Annotated in this window: 16 protein-coding genes; 8 read left to right on the top strand and 8 right to left on the bottom strand. The window is 70.0% G+C overall.

Annotated features, from left to right (window positions below; all coding sequences use genetic code 11):
• The first annotated feature begins 139 nt into the window (after positions 1 to 139).
• Positions 140 to 1,069, top strand: a complete 930-nt coding sequence (locus tag ACIBVP_RS43720) for an endonuclease/exonuclease/phosphatase family protein (RefSeq protein WP_396112468.1) — start codon at positions 140 to 142, stop codon at positions 1,067 to 1,069.
• Positions 1,070 to 1,080: 11 nt separating this feature from the next.
• Positions 1,081 to 2,121 carry a family 43 glycosylhydrolase gene (locus tag ACIBVP_RS43715; protein ID WP_396112467.1) on the top strand — a complete coding sequence of 347 codons (1,041 nt, stop codon included), beginning with the start codon at positions 1,081 to 1,083 and terminating at the stop codon, positions 2,119 to 2,121.
• On the opposite strand, the gene ACIBVP_RS43710 is transcribed toward ACIBVP_RS43715, so the two are convergent.
• The 3 genes from ACIBVP_RS43710 to ACIBVP_RS43700 form a co-directional block, all read right to left on the bottom strand.
• Complete coding sequence (locus ACIBVP_RS43710; RefSeq protein WP_396112466.1) at positions 2,118 to 2,825, bottom strand: hypothetical protein; 708 nt, start codon at positions 2,823 to 2,825, stop codon at positions 2,118 to 2,120. The two genes, ACIBVP_RS43715 and ACIBVP_RS43710, sit on opposite strands and share 4 nt — an antisense overlap.
• Before the next feature lie 140 nt (positions 2,826 to 2,965).
• Positions 2,966 to 4,552, bottom strand: coding sequence for a cation acetate symporter (locus tag ACIBVP_RS43705; RefSeq protein ID WP_396112465.1), 1,587 nt, complete (start codon positions 4,550 to 4,552; stop codon positions 2,966 to 2,968).
• Positions 4,549 to 4,965 (bottom strand): DUF485 domain-containing protein, encoded by a 417-nt coding sequence (locus ACIBVP_RS43700; RefSeq protein WP_396112464.1) that lies wholly within the window; start codon positions 4,963 to 4,965, stop codon positions 4,549 to 4,551. Before ACIBVP_RS43700 ends, ACIBVP_RS43705 begins: the two co-directional genes overlap by 4 nt.
• A gap of 776 nt (positions 4,966 to 5,741) precedes the next feature.
• On the opposite strand from ACIBVP_RS43700, the gene ACIBVP_RS43695 reads away from it, so the two are divergent.
• The 4 genes from ACIBVP_RS43695 to ACIBVP_RS43680 are packed head-to-tail and all read left to right on the top strand — an operon-like array spanning position 5,742 to position 10,618.
• A complete protein-coding gene (locus ACIBVP_RS43695; protein ID WP_396112463.1) occupies positions 5,742 to 9,038 on the top strand; it encodes a nitrate- and nitrite sensing domain-containing protein in 3,297 nt (1,098 codons plus the stop codon).
• On the top strand, positions 9,035 to 9,475 hold the full coding sequence (locus tag ACIBVP_RS43690) for a roadblock/LC7 domain-containing protein (RefSeq protein WP_396112462.1): 441 nt from the start codon (positions 9,035 to 9,037) through the stop codon (positions 9,473 to 9,475). Before ACIBVP_RS43695 ends, ACIBVP_RS43690 begins: the two co-directional genes overlap by 4 nt.
• On the top strand, positions 9,472 to 10,044 hold the full coding sequence (locus ACIBVP_RS43685; protein ID WP_396112461.1) for a DUF742 domain-containing protein: 573 nt from the start codon (positions 9,472 to 9,474) through the stop codon (positions 10,042 to 10,044). The genes ACIBVP_RS43690 and ACIBVP_RS43685 overlap by 4 nt, the downstream gene beginning before the upstream one ends.
• Positions 10,025 to 10,618: a GTP-binding protein gene (locus ACIBVP_RS43680; protein ID WP_396112460.1), complete on the top strand. Its 594-nt coding sequence runs from the start codon at positions 10,025 to 10,027 to the stop codon at positions 10,616 to 10,618. The genes ACIBVP_RS43685 and ACIBVP_RS43680 overlap by 20 nt, the downstream gene beginning before the upstream one ends.
• A gap of 58 nt (positions 10,619 to 10,676) precedes the next feature.
• Here the strand turns inward: ACIBVP_RS43680 and ACIBVP_RS43675 are convergent, their stop codons facing one another.
• A complete protein-coding gene (locus tag ACIBVP_RS43675) occupies positions 10,677 to 11,162 on the bottom strand; it encodes a hypothetical protein (RefSeq protein WP_396112459.1) in 486 nt (161 codons plus the stop codon).
• 234 nt (positions 11,163 to 11,396) lie between these two features.
• Between ACIBVP_RS43675 and ACIBVP_RS43670 the strand changes: the two genes are divergently transcribed.
• Complete coding sequence (locus tag ACIBVP_RS43670; protein WP_396112458.1) at positions 11,397 to 12,548, top strand: acyl-CoA dehydrogenase family protein; 1,152 nt, start codon at positions 11,397 to 11,399, stop codon at positions 12,546 to 12,548.
• Between the two features lie 363 nt (positions 12,549 to 12,911).
• On the opposite strand, the gene ACIBVP_RS43665 is transcribed toward ACIBVP_RS43670, so the two are convergent.
• The gene (locus ACIBVP_RS43665) at positions 12,912 to 13,619 is read right to left on the bottom strand and encodes a Crp/Fnr family transcriptional regulator (protein WP_396112457.1); all 708 of its coding nucleotides are present in this window, start codon (positions 13,617 to 13,619) and stop codon (positions 12,912 to 12,914) included.
• Complete coding sequence (locus ACIBVP_RS43660; RefSeq protein ID WP_396112456.1) at positions 13,604 to 14,542, bottom strand: hypothetical protein; 939 nt, start codon at positions 14,540 to 14,542, stop codon at positions 13,604 to 13,606. The genes ACIBVP_RS43665 and ACIBVP_RS43660 overlap by 16 nt, the downstream gene beginning before the upstream one ends.
• 130 nt (positions 14,543 to 14,672) lie before the next feature.
• On the opposite strand from ACIBVP_RS43660, the gene ACIBVP_RS43655 reads away from it, so the two are divergent.
• Positions 14,673 to 15,299, top strand: coding sequence for a hypothetical protein (locus ACIBVP_RS43655; protein ID WP_396112455.1), 627 nt, complete (start codon positions 14,673 to 14,675; stop codon positions 15,297 to 15,299).
• Here the strand turns inward: ACIBVP_RS43655 and ACIBVP_RS43650 are convergent.
• A complete protein-coding gene (locus tag ACIBVP_RS43650) occupies positions 15,287 to 15,670 on the bottom strand; it encodes a VOC family protein (protein WP_396112454.1) in 384 nt (127 codons plus the stop codon). The two genes, ACIBVP_RS43655 and ACIBVP_RS43650, sit on opposite strands and share 13 nt — an antisense overlap.
• An 11-nt stretch (positions 15,671 to 15,681) precedes the next feature.
• Positions 15,682 to 16,407, bottom strand: a complete 726-nt coding sequence (locus ACIBVP_RS43645; RefSeq protein ID WP_396112453.1) for a helix-turn-helix domain-containing protein — start codon at positions 16,405 to 16,407, stop codon at positions 15,682 to 15,684.
• Between the last annotated feature and the right edge of the window lie 6 nt (positions 16,408 to 16,413).

Here is a 16,413-nt window from a genome sequence, read left to right as displayed (position 1 = left end):
GCGTCAGGCGGCGTCATTCGATAGGCCGTACGGCCGCATTAGGCGGCAGTTCCGCCGCAATGTGTCAGACCGTCTGCGGTTGTCACATATTTTCTGACCGACTCTCGGATGCGTGTTCGCGTAACCGTCAGGAGGTCGGATGGCCAAACACATCAACCGCAGGACCTTCTTCGGCGCGGTGGGGGTGACCGCCGCCGCCGTCGGCGGGCAGGCCCTCGTCGCGCCAGAGGCTGCGGCCCAGCTCGACCTGCCGCTGATCGGACCGATCGGCAGCGGCGACCACATGAACGTCATGACCTACAACCTGCGCGTGCCGGTCGACTCCGAATGGCGTGCGTGGAGCCACCGGATCGACCACATCGACTGGCTCTTCCACAAGGAACAGCCGACGATCATGGGCACCCAGGAGGCCCATGTCTGGCAGATCATCCAGCTGATGGACAAGGTCAGGGCCCGCTTCGGCGACCGGTACCGCGCGATCCGGCGTGGCGTCTACGCCGACGGCACCGGGCCGAGCAACGGCGTCATCTACGACAACGACCGGCTCCGTCTGGACGAACACGGTCACTGGTGGTTCTCCAACACCCCCAACGTCGCCGGCTCGAAGTCGTGGGGCAACGACCAGCCCAGGATGATGGCGTGGCTGCGTTTCCACGACCGGCGCACCGGCCGGGACTTCGTGCACATCAACACCCACCTGGACCACCAGTCGTCGGAGTCGCGCAACAAGAGCGCGGCGATGATCAAGGACAAGATCCCGGGGTTCGGCCGCCCCGTGGTGGTGACCGGCGACTTCAACGCCGAACCGGGCTCGCCGGTGCACGCCAAGATGGTCGACGGCGGCACCCACGACTCCTGGATCACCACCGCGCAGCGGCTCACCCGGCAGTGGAACACCACGAACGGCTGGAGCACCGCGCTGCGCGACACCGGACGCCGGATCGACTGGATCATCGGCACCGCCGCCGTCGACTTCCGGCAGGCCGGGATCAACCACTGGTACCCGCACGACCACCTCCACGTCGCGTCCGACCACTGGGCCTACCAGGCCAAGCTGCGGCTGACCTGAAAGGGACTGTCATGATCAAACACCTGGCGCGGCTGCTCACCGCCGCCGCCGTCGTCGCGACGTGCGTGACCGCGGGCGTCGCGCAGGCCGCGAACGAGTCGCCGTTCCCGCTCGCCGACCCGGACACCGTGCTCGCCAAGGACGGCCGGTACGTCACCTACGGCACGACCGTCGGCGCCGGCGTCGGCAAACGCTGCGGCGCGACGGGCAAGTTGTTCGTGCCGGTGCTGGTGCACGGCTCCGGCAACACGGTCGGCATCACCGACTGCGCCTCGGGCGACGCCCTGCCCAACGGTCCCGGCTCGTGGGCGGAGGGCAACATCTGGGCGCCGGGCGTGGCGAAGTTCGGTGACCGCTACTTCATGTACTACACGGCGTCCAAGCGCGGCACCGGGCAGAAGTGCATCGGCAGGGCGGTCTCCTACAGCGCCCGCGGCCCGTTCACGAACCCGGGCGAGTGGGCGTGCCCGCCCGGCGGACGCTGGGCGATCGACGCCAACCCGTACCTCTCGGGCGGTGTCCTGTACGTGACCTACCGGGACGACGCGATCACCTCGGGCGCGGAGACCGGCATCTCCGCGGTGCGGACCGGCTCGAACGGCTGGGCGATCTGGTCGTCCCGCCGGGACCTGCTGAAGAGCACCGACATCACGTGGGACACGAGGGGGACCAGCGGCGGCACGCACGTGATCGAGAACCCGTCCATGTTCAAGTCGGCCGACGGCTACTGGTACCTGGCCTACTCGGGGAACAACTGGGACAGCGCGCGGTACTCGACCGGCATCGCCAGGTGCGGCACCGGCCCGATCCCCTCGAGCAGGTGCACACCGCGGGCGAACGGGGTCGAGCGGCCCTACTTCGGGTACACGGGCACCGGTGGGCTCAACCCGTACCGGGGACTGCCCGGTAACCACCGCGGCCCGGGCGGGATGGACTTCTTCAACGCGATGGACGGCAGCTACCGCGTGGTCTACCACTGGTGGGACGGCACCCGCCGGTTCCCGATCACGGCGGCCGTGTACCGCAACTCGGGTGGCTTCTACATCTCCTAAAGGCCGACCCGGCGCAACGCGAGCGTGACGAAGCCCCGCATCGAGCGGTCCCAGCCAGGGGGCGCCGGTGGCGGGGCTTCGTCGACGAGCAGGTCCAGTGCGGACTCGGGCAGGTCGGCCCCCAACCGGAAGGCGAGCGCGACGGCGGCGGTCATCCGGACGTCCCGCGACGACGACGCGAGGGCCGTGGTCAGGTGGGTGTCCACGGACGGGAAACCGTGCACGTACCCCAGGGTGAGGTTGGCGCTGGCGGGCGCCGCGGACGCCAGCAGCGCGTCGACGACCTGTTGTGACGCCGGGAAGTACGCGAGCAGCTCCGCCGCCTGGGCCGCGACGAGGGGATCGGCCAGCCAGGAGGCGTAGGAGCCGACGTGCTTCCTGGCGGCGAGGAACGCGTCGTCGGGTTCGAAGTCGTCGGGCAGCGGGAGGTCGACGTCCCGCAGGGCGATGTCGTGCAGCAGGCTGACCAGCGACTCCCGGTCGGGGGTGGCCGGGTCGTCGATCAACGCCACGAGGAAGTCGACGACGGCGGCGCCCGCCGTCGAGCCCGGCACCTTGGCGAGCCAGGTCAGCGCGCCGGAACGGGTGTCGAGGTGCTCGGACCGGAGCATCCGCAACCGGTCGGGCACGTCCGCCGCGACACCGTCAGCATGGTTCAACTGCCGCCACGGCACATCGGCCAGGCCCGCGAGTGGGTCACGCACACCACGTTTCTACACCGGTGGAGGGTGTTCGTCAGTGAACGCTTCGCCACGTGCGCCTGAAACGTGCGGCCCGCGGTATGGGAATGCCCTGGCAGTGGGGGGATGTGGCCGCTGCCAGGGCACGTTCTCGGGTGCTCACCTCACGAGCGGATACCCGTCAGCGAGCGGACCGCCATCTCCTTCTGCAGCGCCGGGTCGGCCTGCTCCTTCGACAGCATCGTGCCGAGGTAGCCCGCCAGGAAGGAGATCGGGATCGACACGATGCCCGGGTTCGTCAGCGGGAACAGGTGGAAGTCCATCCCGGAGAAGATCGACGTCGGGGCGCCCGACACGACCGGGGAGAAGAACACCAGCAGCAGGCACGAACCCAGCCCGCCGTACATGCCCCACAGCGTCCCGGTGGTGTTGAACCGCTTCCAGAACAGCGAGTACAGCAGCGTCGACAGGTTCGCCGACGCCGCGAACGCGAACGCCAGCGCCACCAGGAACGCCACGTTCTGCCCGTTGGCGAGGACACCGCCGATCATGGCGAGCACGCCGACCACGACCGCGGTCAGGCGGGCCACCTTGACCTCCGAGCGAGGCTCCGCCTTGCCGCCGCGGAAGATGTTCGCGTACACGTCGTGGGCGAAGGACGCCGACGCGGTCAGGGTGAGGCCCGCGACCACGGCGAGGATCGTCGCGAACGCGACCGCCGCCACGATGCCCAGCAGCAGGGTGCCACCGACCTCGAACGCCAGCAGCGGCGCCGCCGAGTTCTCCTTGCCGGTCGACGCCAGGATCCGCTCGGAGCCGACCAACGCCGACGCGCCGTAGCCGATCACCAGCGTCGCCAGGTAGAACACGGCCATGCAGCCGATCGCCCACACCACCGACCGGCGCGCCTGCCTCGCGTTCGGCACGGTGTAGAACCGCATCAGGACGTGGGGGAGTGCCGCGGCGCCGAGGAGCAGGGACAGCGACAGCGACACAAAGTCCAGCTGGGTGATCGCCGTCCTGCCGTACTGGCCGCCCGGTTCGAGCACGCCCTGCCCGTTGGTGTTGTTGGCCGCGGCGTCCTCGAGCAGCGCGGAGATGCTGAACCCGAACTTGCCGAGCAGGAACACGGTCATCAGCACGACGCAGAGCACGAGCAGCGTCGCCTTGATGATCTGCACCCACGTCGTGCCCTTCATGCCGCCGACGAGCACGTAGAAGATCATGATCAGGCCGACGACGCAGATCACCAGCGCCTGCCCGCCCTTGCCGTGCACGTCGAGCAGCAGCGCGACGAGACCGCCCGCGCCCGCCATCTGCGCCAGCATGTAGAAGAACGAGATCACGAGCGTCGACGTGGCGGCCGCGGCACGCACCGGGCGCTGGCGCATCCGGTACGCCAGCACGTCGCCCATCGTGAACCGGCCCGTGTTGCGGACCAGCTCGGCGACCAGCAGCAGCGCCACCAGCCACGCGACGAGGAAGCCGATCGAGTACAGGAAGCCGTCGTAGCCGTGCACGGCGATCGCGCCCGCGATGCCGAGGAACGACGCCGCCGACAGGTAGTCGCCGGTGATCGCGATGCCGTTCTGCGATCCGGTGAACGCGCTGCCCGCCGCGTAGTAGTCCGCTGTGGACGTGTTGCGGTGGCTCACCCGGTACACGACGTAGAGCGTGATCGCGACGAACCCGGCGAACACGGCCAGGTTCAGCAGCGGGCTGCCGACCTGGCCGGACTGTGCGGAGATCATGTGTCGGAAACCCCCACCTCGGCACGCAGCTGGGCGATCGCCGGGTCGATGTTCTTCCGCGCGAACCGCACGTAGGCGGCGGTGATCGCGATGGTCGACGCGAACTGGAGCAGGCCGAACACGAGGCCCACGGTCACCAGCCCGAACAGGCGGTGGCTCATGAACCCGTGCGCGTAGGCGGCCAGCAGCACGTAGGTGAGGTACCAGCAGACGAACAGCGCGGCCATGGGGAACACGAAGCGCCGGAAGCGGCTGCGCAGCGCCGCGAACTGCGCGCTGTCGTGGATCGCGGTGAAGTCCGGGGCCCCCGAGGGGACCGGGGGAGTGTGCGGGTGTCCGGTGATTCCGCCGAAGCTCACACCGGTTTGTTCCGGGGCGCGCGCCGTTATCGGGGTGTGCACCACCTGGGTCATGTGTTCCTCCGTTGAAGTGGCCGCGGACATTTACGAGCGGCCTGATTTCAATGTGGAGACGAAGCCGTTGGAGAACCGGCGGGCGTCATAGTAACCACGACGCTGATGAACTCCCAACCGCTCCCGAACGGTGGCGTTCTCGATAAACGCGCCACCTCTCGCGTGACCGAAGTAGACACTACAGAGCGGGCCGTGTCCAGGCGTTCACACCTCCTGGTGAATCTGCACGTGACGTTGCGTTGCGAAAGTTGCACACCGCAGGATCGAGGTGACGGATCGTGATCACGATGGCCGGTTGTGCCGTGTGCACAGTACTCCTGGATGACGGCTCCACCAGCACGTCACGCGTCCGGGTGAAGCTCGGTCACGCCCTGTTTGTGCTGCTGGTGGCGTTGCGGAGGGTCACTGCACGTGCATCCGCACCCCGCTCGGAGGACGCGCCATGATCGCCGGCAAGGGTGTCACCAGTGGACTTCAGGGCAACATAACCCGATCGGGGTATTAAGGCAGTCCTGTTCCGACACACAGTAGACACGCCATGATCGAAAACCCTCAGCGCGTGGGCGGCGGCCCCTTATTCGATCGCTTTGCGGGTGGTTTTCGCAGGTCATGACCGGTCTTTTCGAAGGCTTTCGTGATCGGCGAACTGAGGTACGATCGATGCTCAGTTCTCGCTGCGGCGGCGGCCCTGACCCGAGCCGCGTGGTGTGCTCGACTGGAATTGTCGTCTCCTCATTCTGAAATGAGGCGCTGTCTTGAAAGCTGCGACACAAAGCGTGTCAACCGAGCAGGGGAACGCGGGCGCGGATCGCGCCGACGAACCCACGTCCCGGTGGTCGACGCTGGTGAGCGTGCTCGCGAACTGGCGGGACTGGAACATCCCCGTAAAGCTCGCGGCCGTCACGCTCGTGCCGGTCGTCTTCGCGATCGTGCTCGGCACGATGCAGATCTCCGACCAGGTCGACAAGGCGAGCTCCTACCGCCGCGTCGACCGGCTGGTCGTGGTCAACGAAGAGCTGCGCGGACTGGTCGGCGCACTGCAGCGGGAGCGCGGAGCGGCGAGCGTGCTGCTCTCGGCGCGCGCCGAGGACGCCGTGGCCCGGATGGCCGACGAACGGCGGGCCACCGACGCCGCGCAGGCCGCGTTCCTGCGCGCGGCGGGCCGCGTCACGCTCGACCACGAGGCCGCCGCCGCCCGCTACGCCGACGTCGAACGCTGGCTCGGCGAGCTCGCGAACATCCGCGACCAGGTCGCGCGGCCCGGCTTCGACGCGGCCAACGCGGTCACCCGCTACTCCGCGGTCGTCGACGCGCTCCTGCGGTTCGACCGGACCATGGCGTCCGAGGCGATCGACCCGACGCTCGCGTCGACCGCGGCCGCGCTGTACGACCTCGAGGAGATCAAGGAAGAGGTCTCCTACCAGCAGGCCGTGATCGCCGTCGGCATCGCGCGGGGCAGCCTCACCAGCCCCGAGGTCGAGGCCCTCACCGCGTCCGTCGGCAGGCAGGCCGACCGGCTCGCCGACTTCTACTCGCTCGTCGGCGAGGACCGCGCCGAGCGGTACGACACCACCGTCTCCGGCACCGGCATCGCGGGCCGCAACAACGTGGTCGCCGCCGTGATCGGCAACCGGCCCGGCACACCGCTGCCGACCACCGCCTCCTCCTGGCAGGAGGGCTCGACGCTCACCGCGACGCGAATCGGCGACGTCGCCGCCGTGCTCGCCGAGGACCTGAGCGACCGGTCCGCCGCGCTCCAGGACGAGGCGAGTGACGGCGCGGGCCTCGCCGCGGTCATCCTGCTCGTGGCGCTGGTCGTCGCGATCGCGGTGATGTTCGTGGTCGGCCGTCACCTGCTCGGCTCGCTCAACGCACTGCGCAACGGCGCGCTCGACGTGGCGGAGCGCGCGCTGCCCGCCGCGGTCGTCCGCATCCGGGACCGGGGCGAGCACGCGGGCGACATCGAACTGCCGCCGATGCCGGTGACGTCGATGGACGAGGTCGGGCAGGTGGCCCGCGCGTTCGACGCCGTGCAACGCCAGGCGGTCCGGCTCGCCACCGAACAGGCCGGCCTGCGGGCCACCTACTCGTCGGTGTTCGTGAACCTGTCGCGCCGCAGCCAGGGGCTGGTGCAGCGCCAGCTGCAGCTCCTCGAACGGCTCGAGCGCGACGAGGAGGACTCCGACCAGCTCGCCACGCTGTTCCAGCTCGACCACCTCGCCACCCGCATGCGCCGCAACAACGAGAACCTCATGGTGCTGTCGGGCAGCGAGGGCGGCAGGCGTTCGCAGCGGCCGGCGAACCTGGCCGACCTGCTGCGGGCGGCGGTCTCGGAGATCGAGCAGTACCAGCGGGTCGTGCTGCTGCCGCCGCCGTCGGTGCAGGTGGTCGGGTACGCCGTCGGCGACCTGGTGCGCCTCACGGCGGAGCTGCTCGACAACGCGACCGCGTTCTCCGCGCCGGACACGCAGGTGACGATCGCGAGCCACTCCTTCGAGGACGGCTCGGTCTGTATCGCGGTGCTCGACGAGGGCATCGGCATGAACCAGGCCGAACTGGACGAGGCGAACGCGAAGCTCGCCGACTCCGGCCTGATCGACGTGGCGACGTCGCGACGCATGGGCCTGTTCGTGATCGGCCGCCTCGCCGGACGGCACGGCATCGAGGTCCGGTTGAACGGCGGCACCGACGTCAAGGGCGTGCGGGCGACCGTCACCGTGCCTTCGGACGTGATCGTGCAGGTGGCGACCCCGGCCGAGCCGAGGAAGGAGAAGACGCAGGCGAACGGCACCAGCCTGCTCGCGCCGTTCTCGCTGGCGGGCGAACGTGTGCACACCAACGGCGCCAACGGCACGCACGTCAACGGAACGAACGGCCACAGCAACGGGCACACGAACGGCCAGACCAACGGCCAGACCAACGGGCACAGCAACGGGCACAGCAACGGCCACGCGGGCGGGCTCAAGCCCGCGCCGCTGCCGAAACCCGCACCGCGGGAGGAGCCCGCACCGACCGCCGACGACGGGCCCGCGGAGTCCACACCGGACGAGCAGGCCGGCGGCCACACGCCGCTGCCGCGCCGCTCGCCGGGCGGGAAGGTCCCCGGCCCGCGTGCCAACCCCGTGGGCCCGAAGGACATCGCCCGCCCACGCGGCCCGTTCGAGCCGCCCGCACGCCAGGCCCACGGCGCGGGGCTGTTCTCCTCGCCGGGCGACGAGCAGGACAACGGCAGCGGGTGGTGGACCGCGGGCACCCCGGTCGACCGGTCGGCGATCGAGGAGACGACGCCGATCTTCGACGAGATGGTGTCGGCCTGGTTCCGCGCGGTGTCCGACCCGGCGGTGGACGACGCCACCGCTGCCGCCATGCGACCCGACCCCCCGAGCAAGGACGATCAGCAGAGCGGTGGCGACGCGTGGAACTTCGCCGCCGACTCCGGCTTCGACGCCGCCCGTGCCGCGTCGAAGACCGAGCCGTCCGACTTCACCTCGGGAGGGCTGCCGCGCCGCAGCCCGAGGCAGAACCTGGTCCCCGGCAGTGCCGCCACCGGCACGACCGACGGACCGCCTCGGCACGGGCGCGATGCGGACGACGTTCGCAGCCGGTTGAGCGACTACCGGCAGGGCGTCCGCAGGGCGCGGGATCACCGGGGCGGCGGCGAACCCCCCTCCCCCAACGCCGCTCCGGTGACCCCGCCCCGTCCAGATCGACCGGCCGGACCGCCGCCGGTGTCCACTGGGGACACCACACGGCTCGACCTGTCCGGCGCCGGCTGGCGGTTCGCCGCGGACATCGGCTGGCGGGCCGCGAACCAGGTGTCCACGGCGACCCCGGTGGACTTCACGTCCGGCGGCCTGCCCCGGCGAAGCCCCCGGCAGAACCTGGTGCCGGGCAGCGTTTCCCATTCCGGGAACGGAAACGGTGCGGCGCCGTCACCGAGGGCGGGCCGTGCCGAGGAGACGCGCGGGCGGCTCGCCGGCTTCCAGAAGGGGCTGTCCCGCGGGCGCAGGAGCCTGGCGGACCGCGGTTCCGCGAACGGTTTCGACCACAAGCAGCAACAGGAGAGTGAATGACTTCGCCGCAGACCCAACCAAGTCAGTTCGGATGGTTGGTCAACGACTTCGCCGAGCGGGTCCCCGGTGTCGCGCACGCCGTCGTGGTGTCCGCGGACGGGATGCTGCTCACCTCTTCCGCCCGGCTGCCGATCGACCGCGCGGACCAGCTGGCCGCCGTCGCGTCCGGCCTCGTGTCGCTCACCCAGGGCGCGGCCCGCTGTTTCGAGGCGGGTGGCGTCAAGGAGACCATCGTCGAGATGGACGGCGGGATCATGTTGCTGATGGCCATCAGCGACGGGTCGGCGCTGGCCGTGCTCGCGTCGCCGCTGTGCGACATCGGGCAGGTCGCGTACGAGATGACGCTGCTCGTCGACCGGGTCGGCCAGATCCTGACGCCTGAGCTCCGGGCGCAGCTCCAGGGAGCCGCCGGGAGGATGGTTGGGCTGCCGGCGTGAGCACCGACGGCACGGATGACGGCTTCGCCGACGTCCTCAACGGGCTGACGCTCGGGGGCGGGAAGCGCAAGCGGAGGAGGAAGGGCGCCGAGCAGGTGGCCCAGCCGCCGCCGACGGACCCGTCCGGCCAGGAGGTCGTCGACCGGGCGGCGTGGTCGTGGACCATCCCGTCCTCCGCGCCGGTCGTGACCCCGGCGATCTACCCGGTCACCGACGAGGACCTGGTCGCGGACGCACAGATGGTGCGCCCGTACGCGTGGACCCGCGGCCGTACCAAGTCCACAGTGGACCTGCGGATCGAGACCATGGTGTCCACGAGCGAACACGGCGAGAACATCGACGCGCTGACGCAGACCGAGCACCGGAGTGTTGCCGAGCTGTGCGCGGAGCCGAGGTCGGTCGCCGAGGTCGCCACGCTGCTGGCCGTGCCGCTCGGGGTGGCGAAGGTGCTGCTCGGCGACATGGCCGGGCTCGGACTCGTGATCGTGCACAAGACCGCCACCGGTGGCGCGAACAAAGCACATCTCATGTTGATGGAAAGGGTTTTGAGTGGACTCCGTCGGCTTTGACGCCCCGTCGCTCACATCGGTGAAGATCGTCGTCGGTGGCGGCTTCGGCGCGGGCAAGACCACGTTCGTCGGTTCGGTGTCGGAGATCATGCCGCTGACCACCGAAGCGGTCATGACCTCGGCCAGCGTCGGCGTCGACAACCTGGATGCCGTGCCACGCAAGCAGACCACCACGGTCGCCATGGACTTCGGCCGCGTGTCGCTGGACAAGGACCTCGTGCTCTACCTCTTCGGCACGCCGGGCCAGGAACGATTCTGGTTCATGTGGGACGACCTGGTGCGCGGCGCGATCGGTGCCGTGGTGCTCACGGACACGCGCCGCCTCGCGGACTCGTTCTCCCCGATCGACTTCTTCGAGGACCGCGCGCTGCCGTACGTCGTCGCGCTGAACTGCTTCGACGGCAAGCAGACCCACGGCGTCGACGAGGTCCGCGACGCCCTCGCCATCTCCGAGGAGGTCCCCATCGTCCGCTGCGACGCCCGCGACCGCGACTCGGTGAAGAACACACTGATCACGATGGTCGAGTACTCGATGGAACGGTGGGTGGCCGCACACGGCGCCGGGGTGAGCTGACTCGTCGCAGCGTGGCGGGCTCGTCCGCGCAAGCCGACGAGCCCGCTCAACTGATCGGTCACCACAGGTGGGCCACGTCGACGACCACCCTGCCCGGCAACGTGAACACGCGGAACGGCAACCGTGCGCGCACCCCGAGGCCGACCGTCGTCAGACCCTCGAACGACCCTGCCCACGCGACCTGCCGGAACGTCCGGTACCCGGTCACGTTGACCAGCTCATTGCGGTTCGAGTACCGATAGGTCGGCCGACCGGCGGAGTCGTACGCGGGCGCGTGCACCGTGACGGACAGTTTCGCGCCGCCCCGCAACGGGATCACGCGGCCGGTCGGGTCCTCGCGCATCGTGTTCACATAGGACACGTGGTACCCGCGGGGGTTGCCGGACACGTCGAAAACCAGACGGTCGTAACAGTCGTGACGGCCTGATCTGATGTTCGTCAGGGTGCCCGTTCCCGCCATCGGGGCGGACTTCGTGAGTGATCCCCACGTGATGCCGCAATACGGTGCCGCCGTGGCGGTCGTCGCGGGCAGCAGTGCGATCATGATTGCCAGCAGGGAAACCAGTAATCCGGTTCTTCGTAACATTTTCTCGGCTCCCTCCCAATAGGGCTTTCGTGGGAGGACGTGTCACGTTCGCGCGCGTTGCGTCGGCCACAAAGGTGGGTGTTCTCGGGTGCGCAGCGTGACAGTGCGCGCCGCACAGGGCGGTTGGGCGGAGCGGACGGTCTTTCCAGCCGTGGTCACCGCCGCGCCCCGGATGACCGTAAGGTGCAGGTCATGGACTTGTCGCTCACCGAAGAGCAGGCCGCGCTGCGGGAGCTCGCGCGGGACTTCGTCGACCGGGAGGTCGTGCCCCACGTCCGTGACTGGGACCGGGCCGAGCAGGTCGACCGGGCGATCGTCGGCAAGCTCGCCGGCGTCGGGTTCCTGGGGCTGACCATCCCGGAGGAGTACGGCGGCTCCGGCGGGAACCACCTGTCGTACTGCCTGATGATGGAGGAGCTCGGCCGCGGCGACTCGGCCATCCGCGGGATCGTGTCCGTCTCGCTCGGGCTCGTCGGCAAGACGATCGGCACCTACGGCACCGAGGAGCAGAAGCAGCGCTGGCTCACCCGCCTGTGCGCGGGCGAGTCGCTCGCCTGCTTCGGACTGACCGAACCCGACACCGGTTCGGACGCGGGCAACCTCGCCACCAAGGCCGTCCGCGACGGCGACGGGTGGGCGCTGTCCGGCTCGAAGATGTTCATCACCAACGGCACCTGGGCCGACGTCGCGCTGGTCTTCGCCCGCACCGGTGAGCCGGGGCCGCGTGGCGTGACGGCGTTCCTGGTGCCCACCGACTCCGACGGGTTCACCCACCACGAGATCAAGGGCAAGCTCGGCCTGCGCGGCCAGTCGACCGGGGAACTGGTCCTCGACGGCGTCCGGGTCGGCGACGACGCCGTGCTCGGCGAACCGGGGCAGGGCTTCAAGATCGCGATGGCCGCGCTGGACAAGGGCCGCATGTCGGTCGCCGCGGGCTGTGTCGGGCTCGCGCGGGCGGCGCTCGAGGCCTCGGTGAAGTACGCGGGGGAGCGGCACCAGTTCGGCAAGCCGATCGCCTCGTTCCAGCTGGTCCAGCAGATGCTCGCGGACATGGCCGTCGGCACCGACGCGGCCCGGCTGCTGGTGTGGCGGGTGGCGGACCTGGTCGACCGGGGGCTCCCGTTCAACACGGAGGCCTCCATGGCGAAGCTGTACGCGAGCGAGAACGCGGTCACGGCGGCGAACCTCGCGATCCAGGTGTACGGCGGCTACGGCTACCTCGACGAGTACCCGGTCGCCAAGATCCTTCGCGACGCCCGCGTGATGACCCTCTACGAGGGCACGAGCCAGGTGCAGAAGCTCCTGATCGGCCGCAAGCTCACGAACATCAACGCGTTCGTGTGATGCCCTGAACGACGCTTTCGGGACGTTGGGTGTCCCGAAAGCGTCGTCCAGGGCAGTTGGCCTCAGCGGGCAGCCGGCGACCCCCAGTCGTCGGCAGTCCGCGCTCTCGGCCCTCTCACAGCAGGATCAGCAGGAAATGGCTTTCCATCGCGGGCCTCCTTATTACCTCGCGTCAGGCGTGGAGGCCGATGAAGAGTCCGCACACGACTCCGGCCAGGAACATCCAGAACCCCAACCGGAATGCCGCGGAAACCGTGCAGATGTATCTCATGTCCGCCTCCCCGCCCCGGCATTTCCTTTTAGCCGGGCAAGGAGTAGCGTGCGCTCTACGCGGGGTTTGTTCGACGACCCATGGCACTTTCGCTATGTGCCGTTTGGCATGTTCCCGGAGAACGAGCGCAACACGCCGGGGGCGGTCAGCACGAACGCGCGGCGGCCGGTGATCAGGATCCCGCGCTCGCGGAACGTCGCCACGGCACGGGCGACGGCACGCAGCGAACCACCGACGCGGTTCGCGATGTCCTGCTGTGTCAACGGCATCCGCACCTCGACGCCGCGTTCGGTCATGGTGCCGTGCATGTCCGCGAGGTACACCAGGTACGCCGCGACCCGCTGCGCGACGTCCATGGCCGCGAAGTCGTAGCGCGCCGCGTCGGAGTCACGCAGCCGCACCGCCATCTGCTTGAGCAACGCGAAACCCAGCGCGGGCCGCTCGTGCACGCACGCGAGGAACTCGTCGCTGCGGTACTGCACGAAACCCGTGTCCTGCATGGAATCCACGGTCGCCGTGCGCGGGAAGTCCAGCAGCGCCGCGATGTCGCCGATCACGTCGCCCGGCCCGCGCAGCGCGAGCAGCACGACCTGACCGTCCGGTGTGGTCCGGTAGACCCGCACCCAGCCCGACAGCAACACCAGCACGTGGTTGGTGGGGTCGCCCTCGTGCATGAGCACCGTGTCGGCGGGCCGCGTGCGGGTCTCGCCCCGGCCGAGCAGGAAGGCGTGGTCGTCGCGGCCGAGGTAGCTGAGGAACGTCTCGGGAACCAGCTCGCCCTGCGTCACAGTGCCGCCCATCGCAGGCCGTAGCTCAGCCCCTGTTGCAGTCGCGAGAACTCGAGCGCCACCTCACCGAACCGGTCGGCGGGCACCAGCGCGTCGTCGGGCGCGAAGTCGTCGATGGTGCGCGACGGGATGCCGTCGACCCGCCAGATCTGCTTGGGCACGTCGGTGCCGAACCGGACGCGGAGGTTGAACTTCGCGCACGGCTGCAGCGGCGTCAGCACGTAGAAGGGCGGCATGATCGCGCGCGGGCGCGCGTTGAACCGCACGCCGTACTCGTGCTGCCCACCCGCCCGCAGCGGCGCGGGCAGCCGCAGCGCGAACGTGCGGTGGCTCGGTACGACGCTGTCGGTGCCGGTGATCTCCCCGCCGTACAGGACGCTGGCCGTGATCGGGTTGGCTGTGCGGTCGTCGTCCCTGCCGTGGGCGGAGAACCGCAGCTCGACCTCCTCCAGCCCGTCGGCGGTCGACACGATGGTCCGTTCCTCGAGCACCTGCGGCGGGTCGACGTCCATTCGGAGCAACGCGCGCAGCGAGCCGGTGTGCCAGCCCTGGTTGATGCGCGGGTCGTCGACGAGGTCGTCGAGCTGCTCGGCGATGATGCCGAACCCGACCTTCATCCGCCGGATGGCGGCCCTCGGGTGGTCGCGGTTGATCTGCCGGGCGGCCCACCCCATCCGGTCCTGCATGAACTGGTGGTCGGCATCCGGGTGCAGCGCGAGCGCCGCGAGGACGGATGTCCGCAGGTCAGCCGGCAGTCTGGCGCACAGCTCGGTCAGCCGGTCGCCGACCTTGCGCCGGACGATCGCGGGGGAGTCCTCCGGGGTCACGCCGCACGCGACGCGCAGCCCCGGCCCGATCCGTTCCGCGACGTCGTTCGCCAGCATCCCGCGTCCGCGCGGTATTTCCAGCAGTTCGTCGTACGTGCTCGCCGCCACCTGACCATGGTTACAGAACGTGTATTGTCAAGTCCACCGGCGAAGTGTCCACAAATTGTCTCCGGACATATCTTTGACAAATCCGGGTCGTTTCCTGGCCGCGAAATCAATCCCCGCTACGGTCGAAATCATGCCGAGGGAACCCGCTCCGCCCACGGCTTCGCCGTACCCGCCGGCGAGGGGGCGGCGGGTACGCGACGACCGGCTCGGGTTCGCGGTGGACGTCGTCAGCTACGGACAACGCACCGAGCAGGCACAGCAGCGCCTGCGGGACCGTCTGCAGGCGCTGCTGACGCAGGTGGTCACGGACCTGGGTGACGCCGTCGACGAGGTGGACCACGAGGGCGGCGCCGGTGACGGCACCGTGGTGTGCCTGCCCACCCGCGGCGACCCGACGATGCTCCTGCCCACGGTGTTGCGTTCCGCGGCCACCCGGCTCGCGGCGGACAACGCCGTCCACGGGGACCGGATCCGGCTGCGGATGGTCGTCGGGTCCGGTCCCGCGGGCGGCAACAGCCTCGCCGGGCCGCTCGTGATCAACATCAGCAGGCTCGTGGACAGCGAACCGCTGCGCCGCGTCGCCGCCACCAACCTCGAGGCCGACCTGGTCGTGCTGGTCATCGGCATGGCGAACGGCCGGTTCCTGGCACCGGGCTACCTGCCCGTCACCGCGGACCGGGTGCGGCTGGTCGACGTCGCGATGAAGGAGTCCGTGCAGCGGGCGTGGCTGTGGGTCAGCACGCCTCAGGGCCGGTAGGTGCCGAACGACCACAGGTTCCCGTCGAGGTCGCGGGCGGAGTACTCGTGCGACCCGTAGTCCGTGTGCTCCGGCTCGCGCACGATCTTCGCGCCCGCCGCGGCCGCGCGCTCGCGGTGCGCGACCGGGTCGTCGACGACGGCGTACAGGCTGATGGTCGAGGCGAGCGGGGCCGCGGCGGTGCTCCCGAGCCAGCCGGGCTCGCGCGGGCCGCTGACCATGATCTTCCCGGTCCCCAGCGACAGCACGGCGTGCTGGACCACGCCCGCGTCGTCGTGGAAGACGTCCTCGGCGGTGAACCCGAACGCTGTGCACAGCCAGTCGACGGCGGCGTTGGGCTCGGTGTAGTTGACGGCGGCGTAGATGTTCATGCCCGGGGACGCTAGGTCGCGCGCACCCACGGGTATTGGACGGAAGGGAACCGGGCCAGCCACGCGCCGGGCGTGGTGCCCGCGAACTCGCGGAAGTCGCGGTTCATGTGCGCCTGGTCGTAGTACCCGCACGCCGCCGCGGCCTCGGCGAGTTCGGTGCCGGGCAGCCGCCGCAGCAGCTCCTCGAACCGCAGCACCCGCGCGAGCGTCTTGGGCGCCAGGCCGGTCTGCGCGCGGAACCGGTTGACCAGGTGCCGCCTGCTCCAGCCGACCTCGGCGGCCAGGGCCGCGATCGGGGTGTTCCCGTGCGTGCCGTGCAGCCGCCGCCACACCCACGCGACCTCGCCCGCCGGTTCCGGGCCGGCGTCGGCGAGCCGCAGCAGGTCCTCGTCGAGGCGGCCGGGACGCAGGTCGGCCAGTTCGGTGAGGTCGACGACCTGGTTGGTCAGCTCGGACACCGGCAGCCCGAACAGGCGGTACGCGCCCAGCGGCGTGAGCTTCAGCTCGACGCAGTCGATCTCGCCGTCCATCGTCACCACGTCACAGGCGTCGGACGGGCCCGCCACGAACGCTTCGGGCAGGCCGCCGAACGCGTCGCCCATGTTGATGATCACAGTGACGGCGGTCGACGGCGGCGCCAGCCAGGCGGCGCCGTCCTCGGTGGGCTGGCGGAAGCGCACGTAATCCCTGGTCAGCAGGGGGCGCAGCCGCTCGTCCGGCGGAATGGCCGACGTCATGTCACC

Origin of the sequence: Actinophytocola sp. NPDC049390 (genome assembly GCF_044466355.1) — a bacterium.
Taxonomy (GTDB): domain Bacteria; phylum Actinomycetota; class Actinomycetes; order Mycobacteriales; family Pseudonocardiaceae; genus Actinophytocola.
Note: the sequence above shows the minus strand (reverse complement) of the source record. Positions and strands in the feature narration are given on the sequence as shown.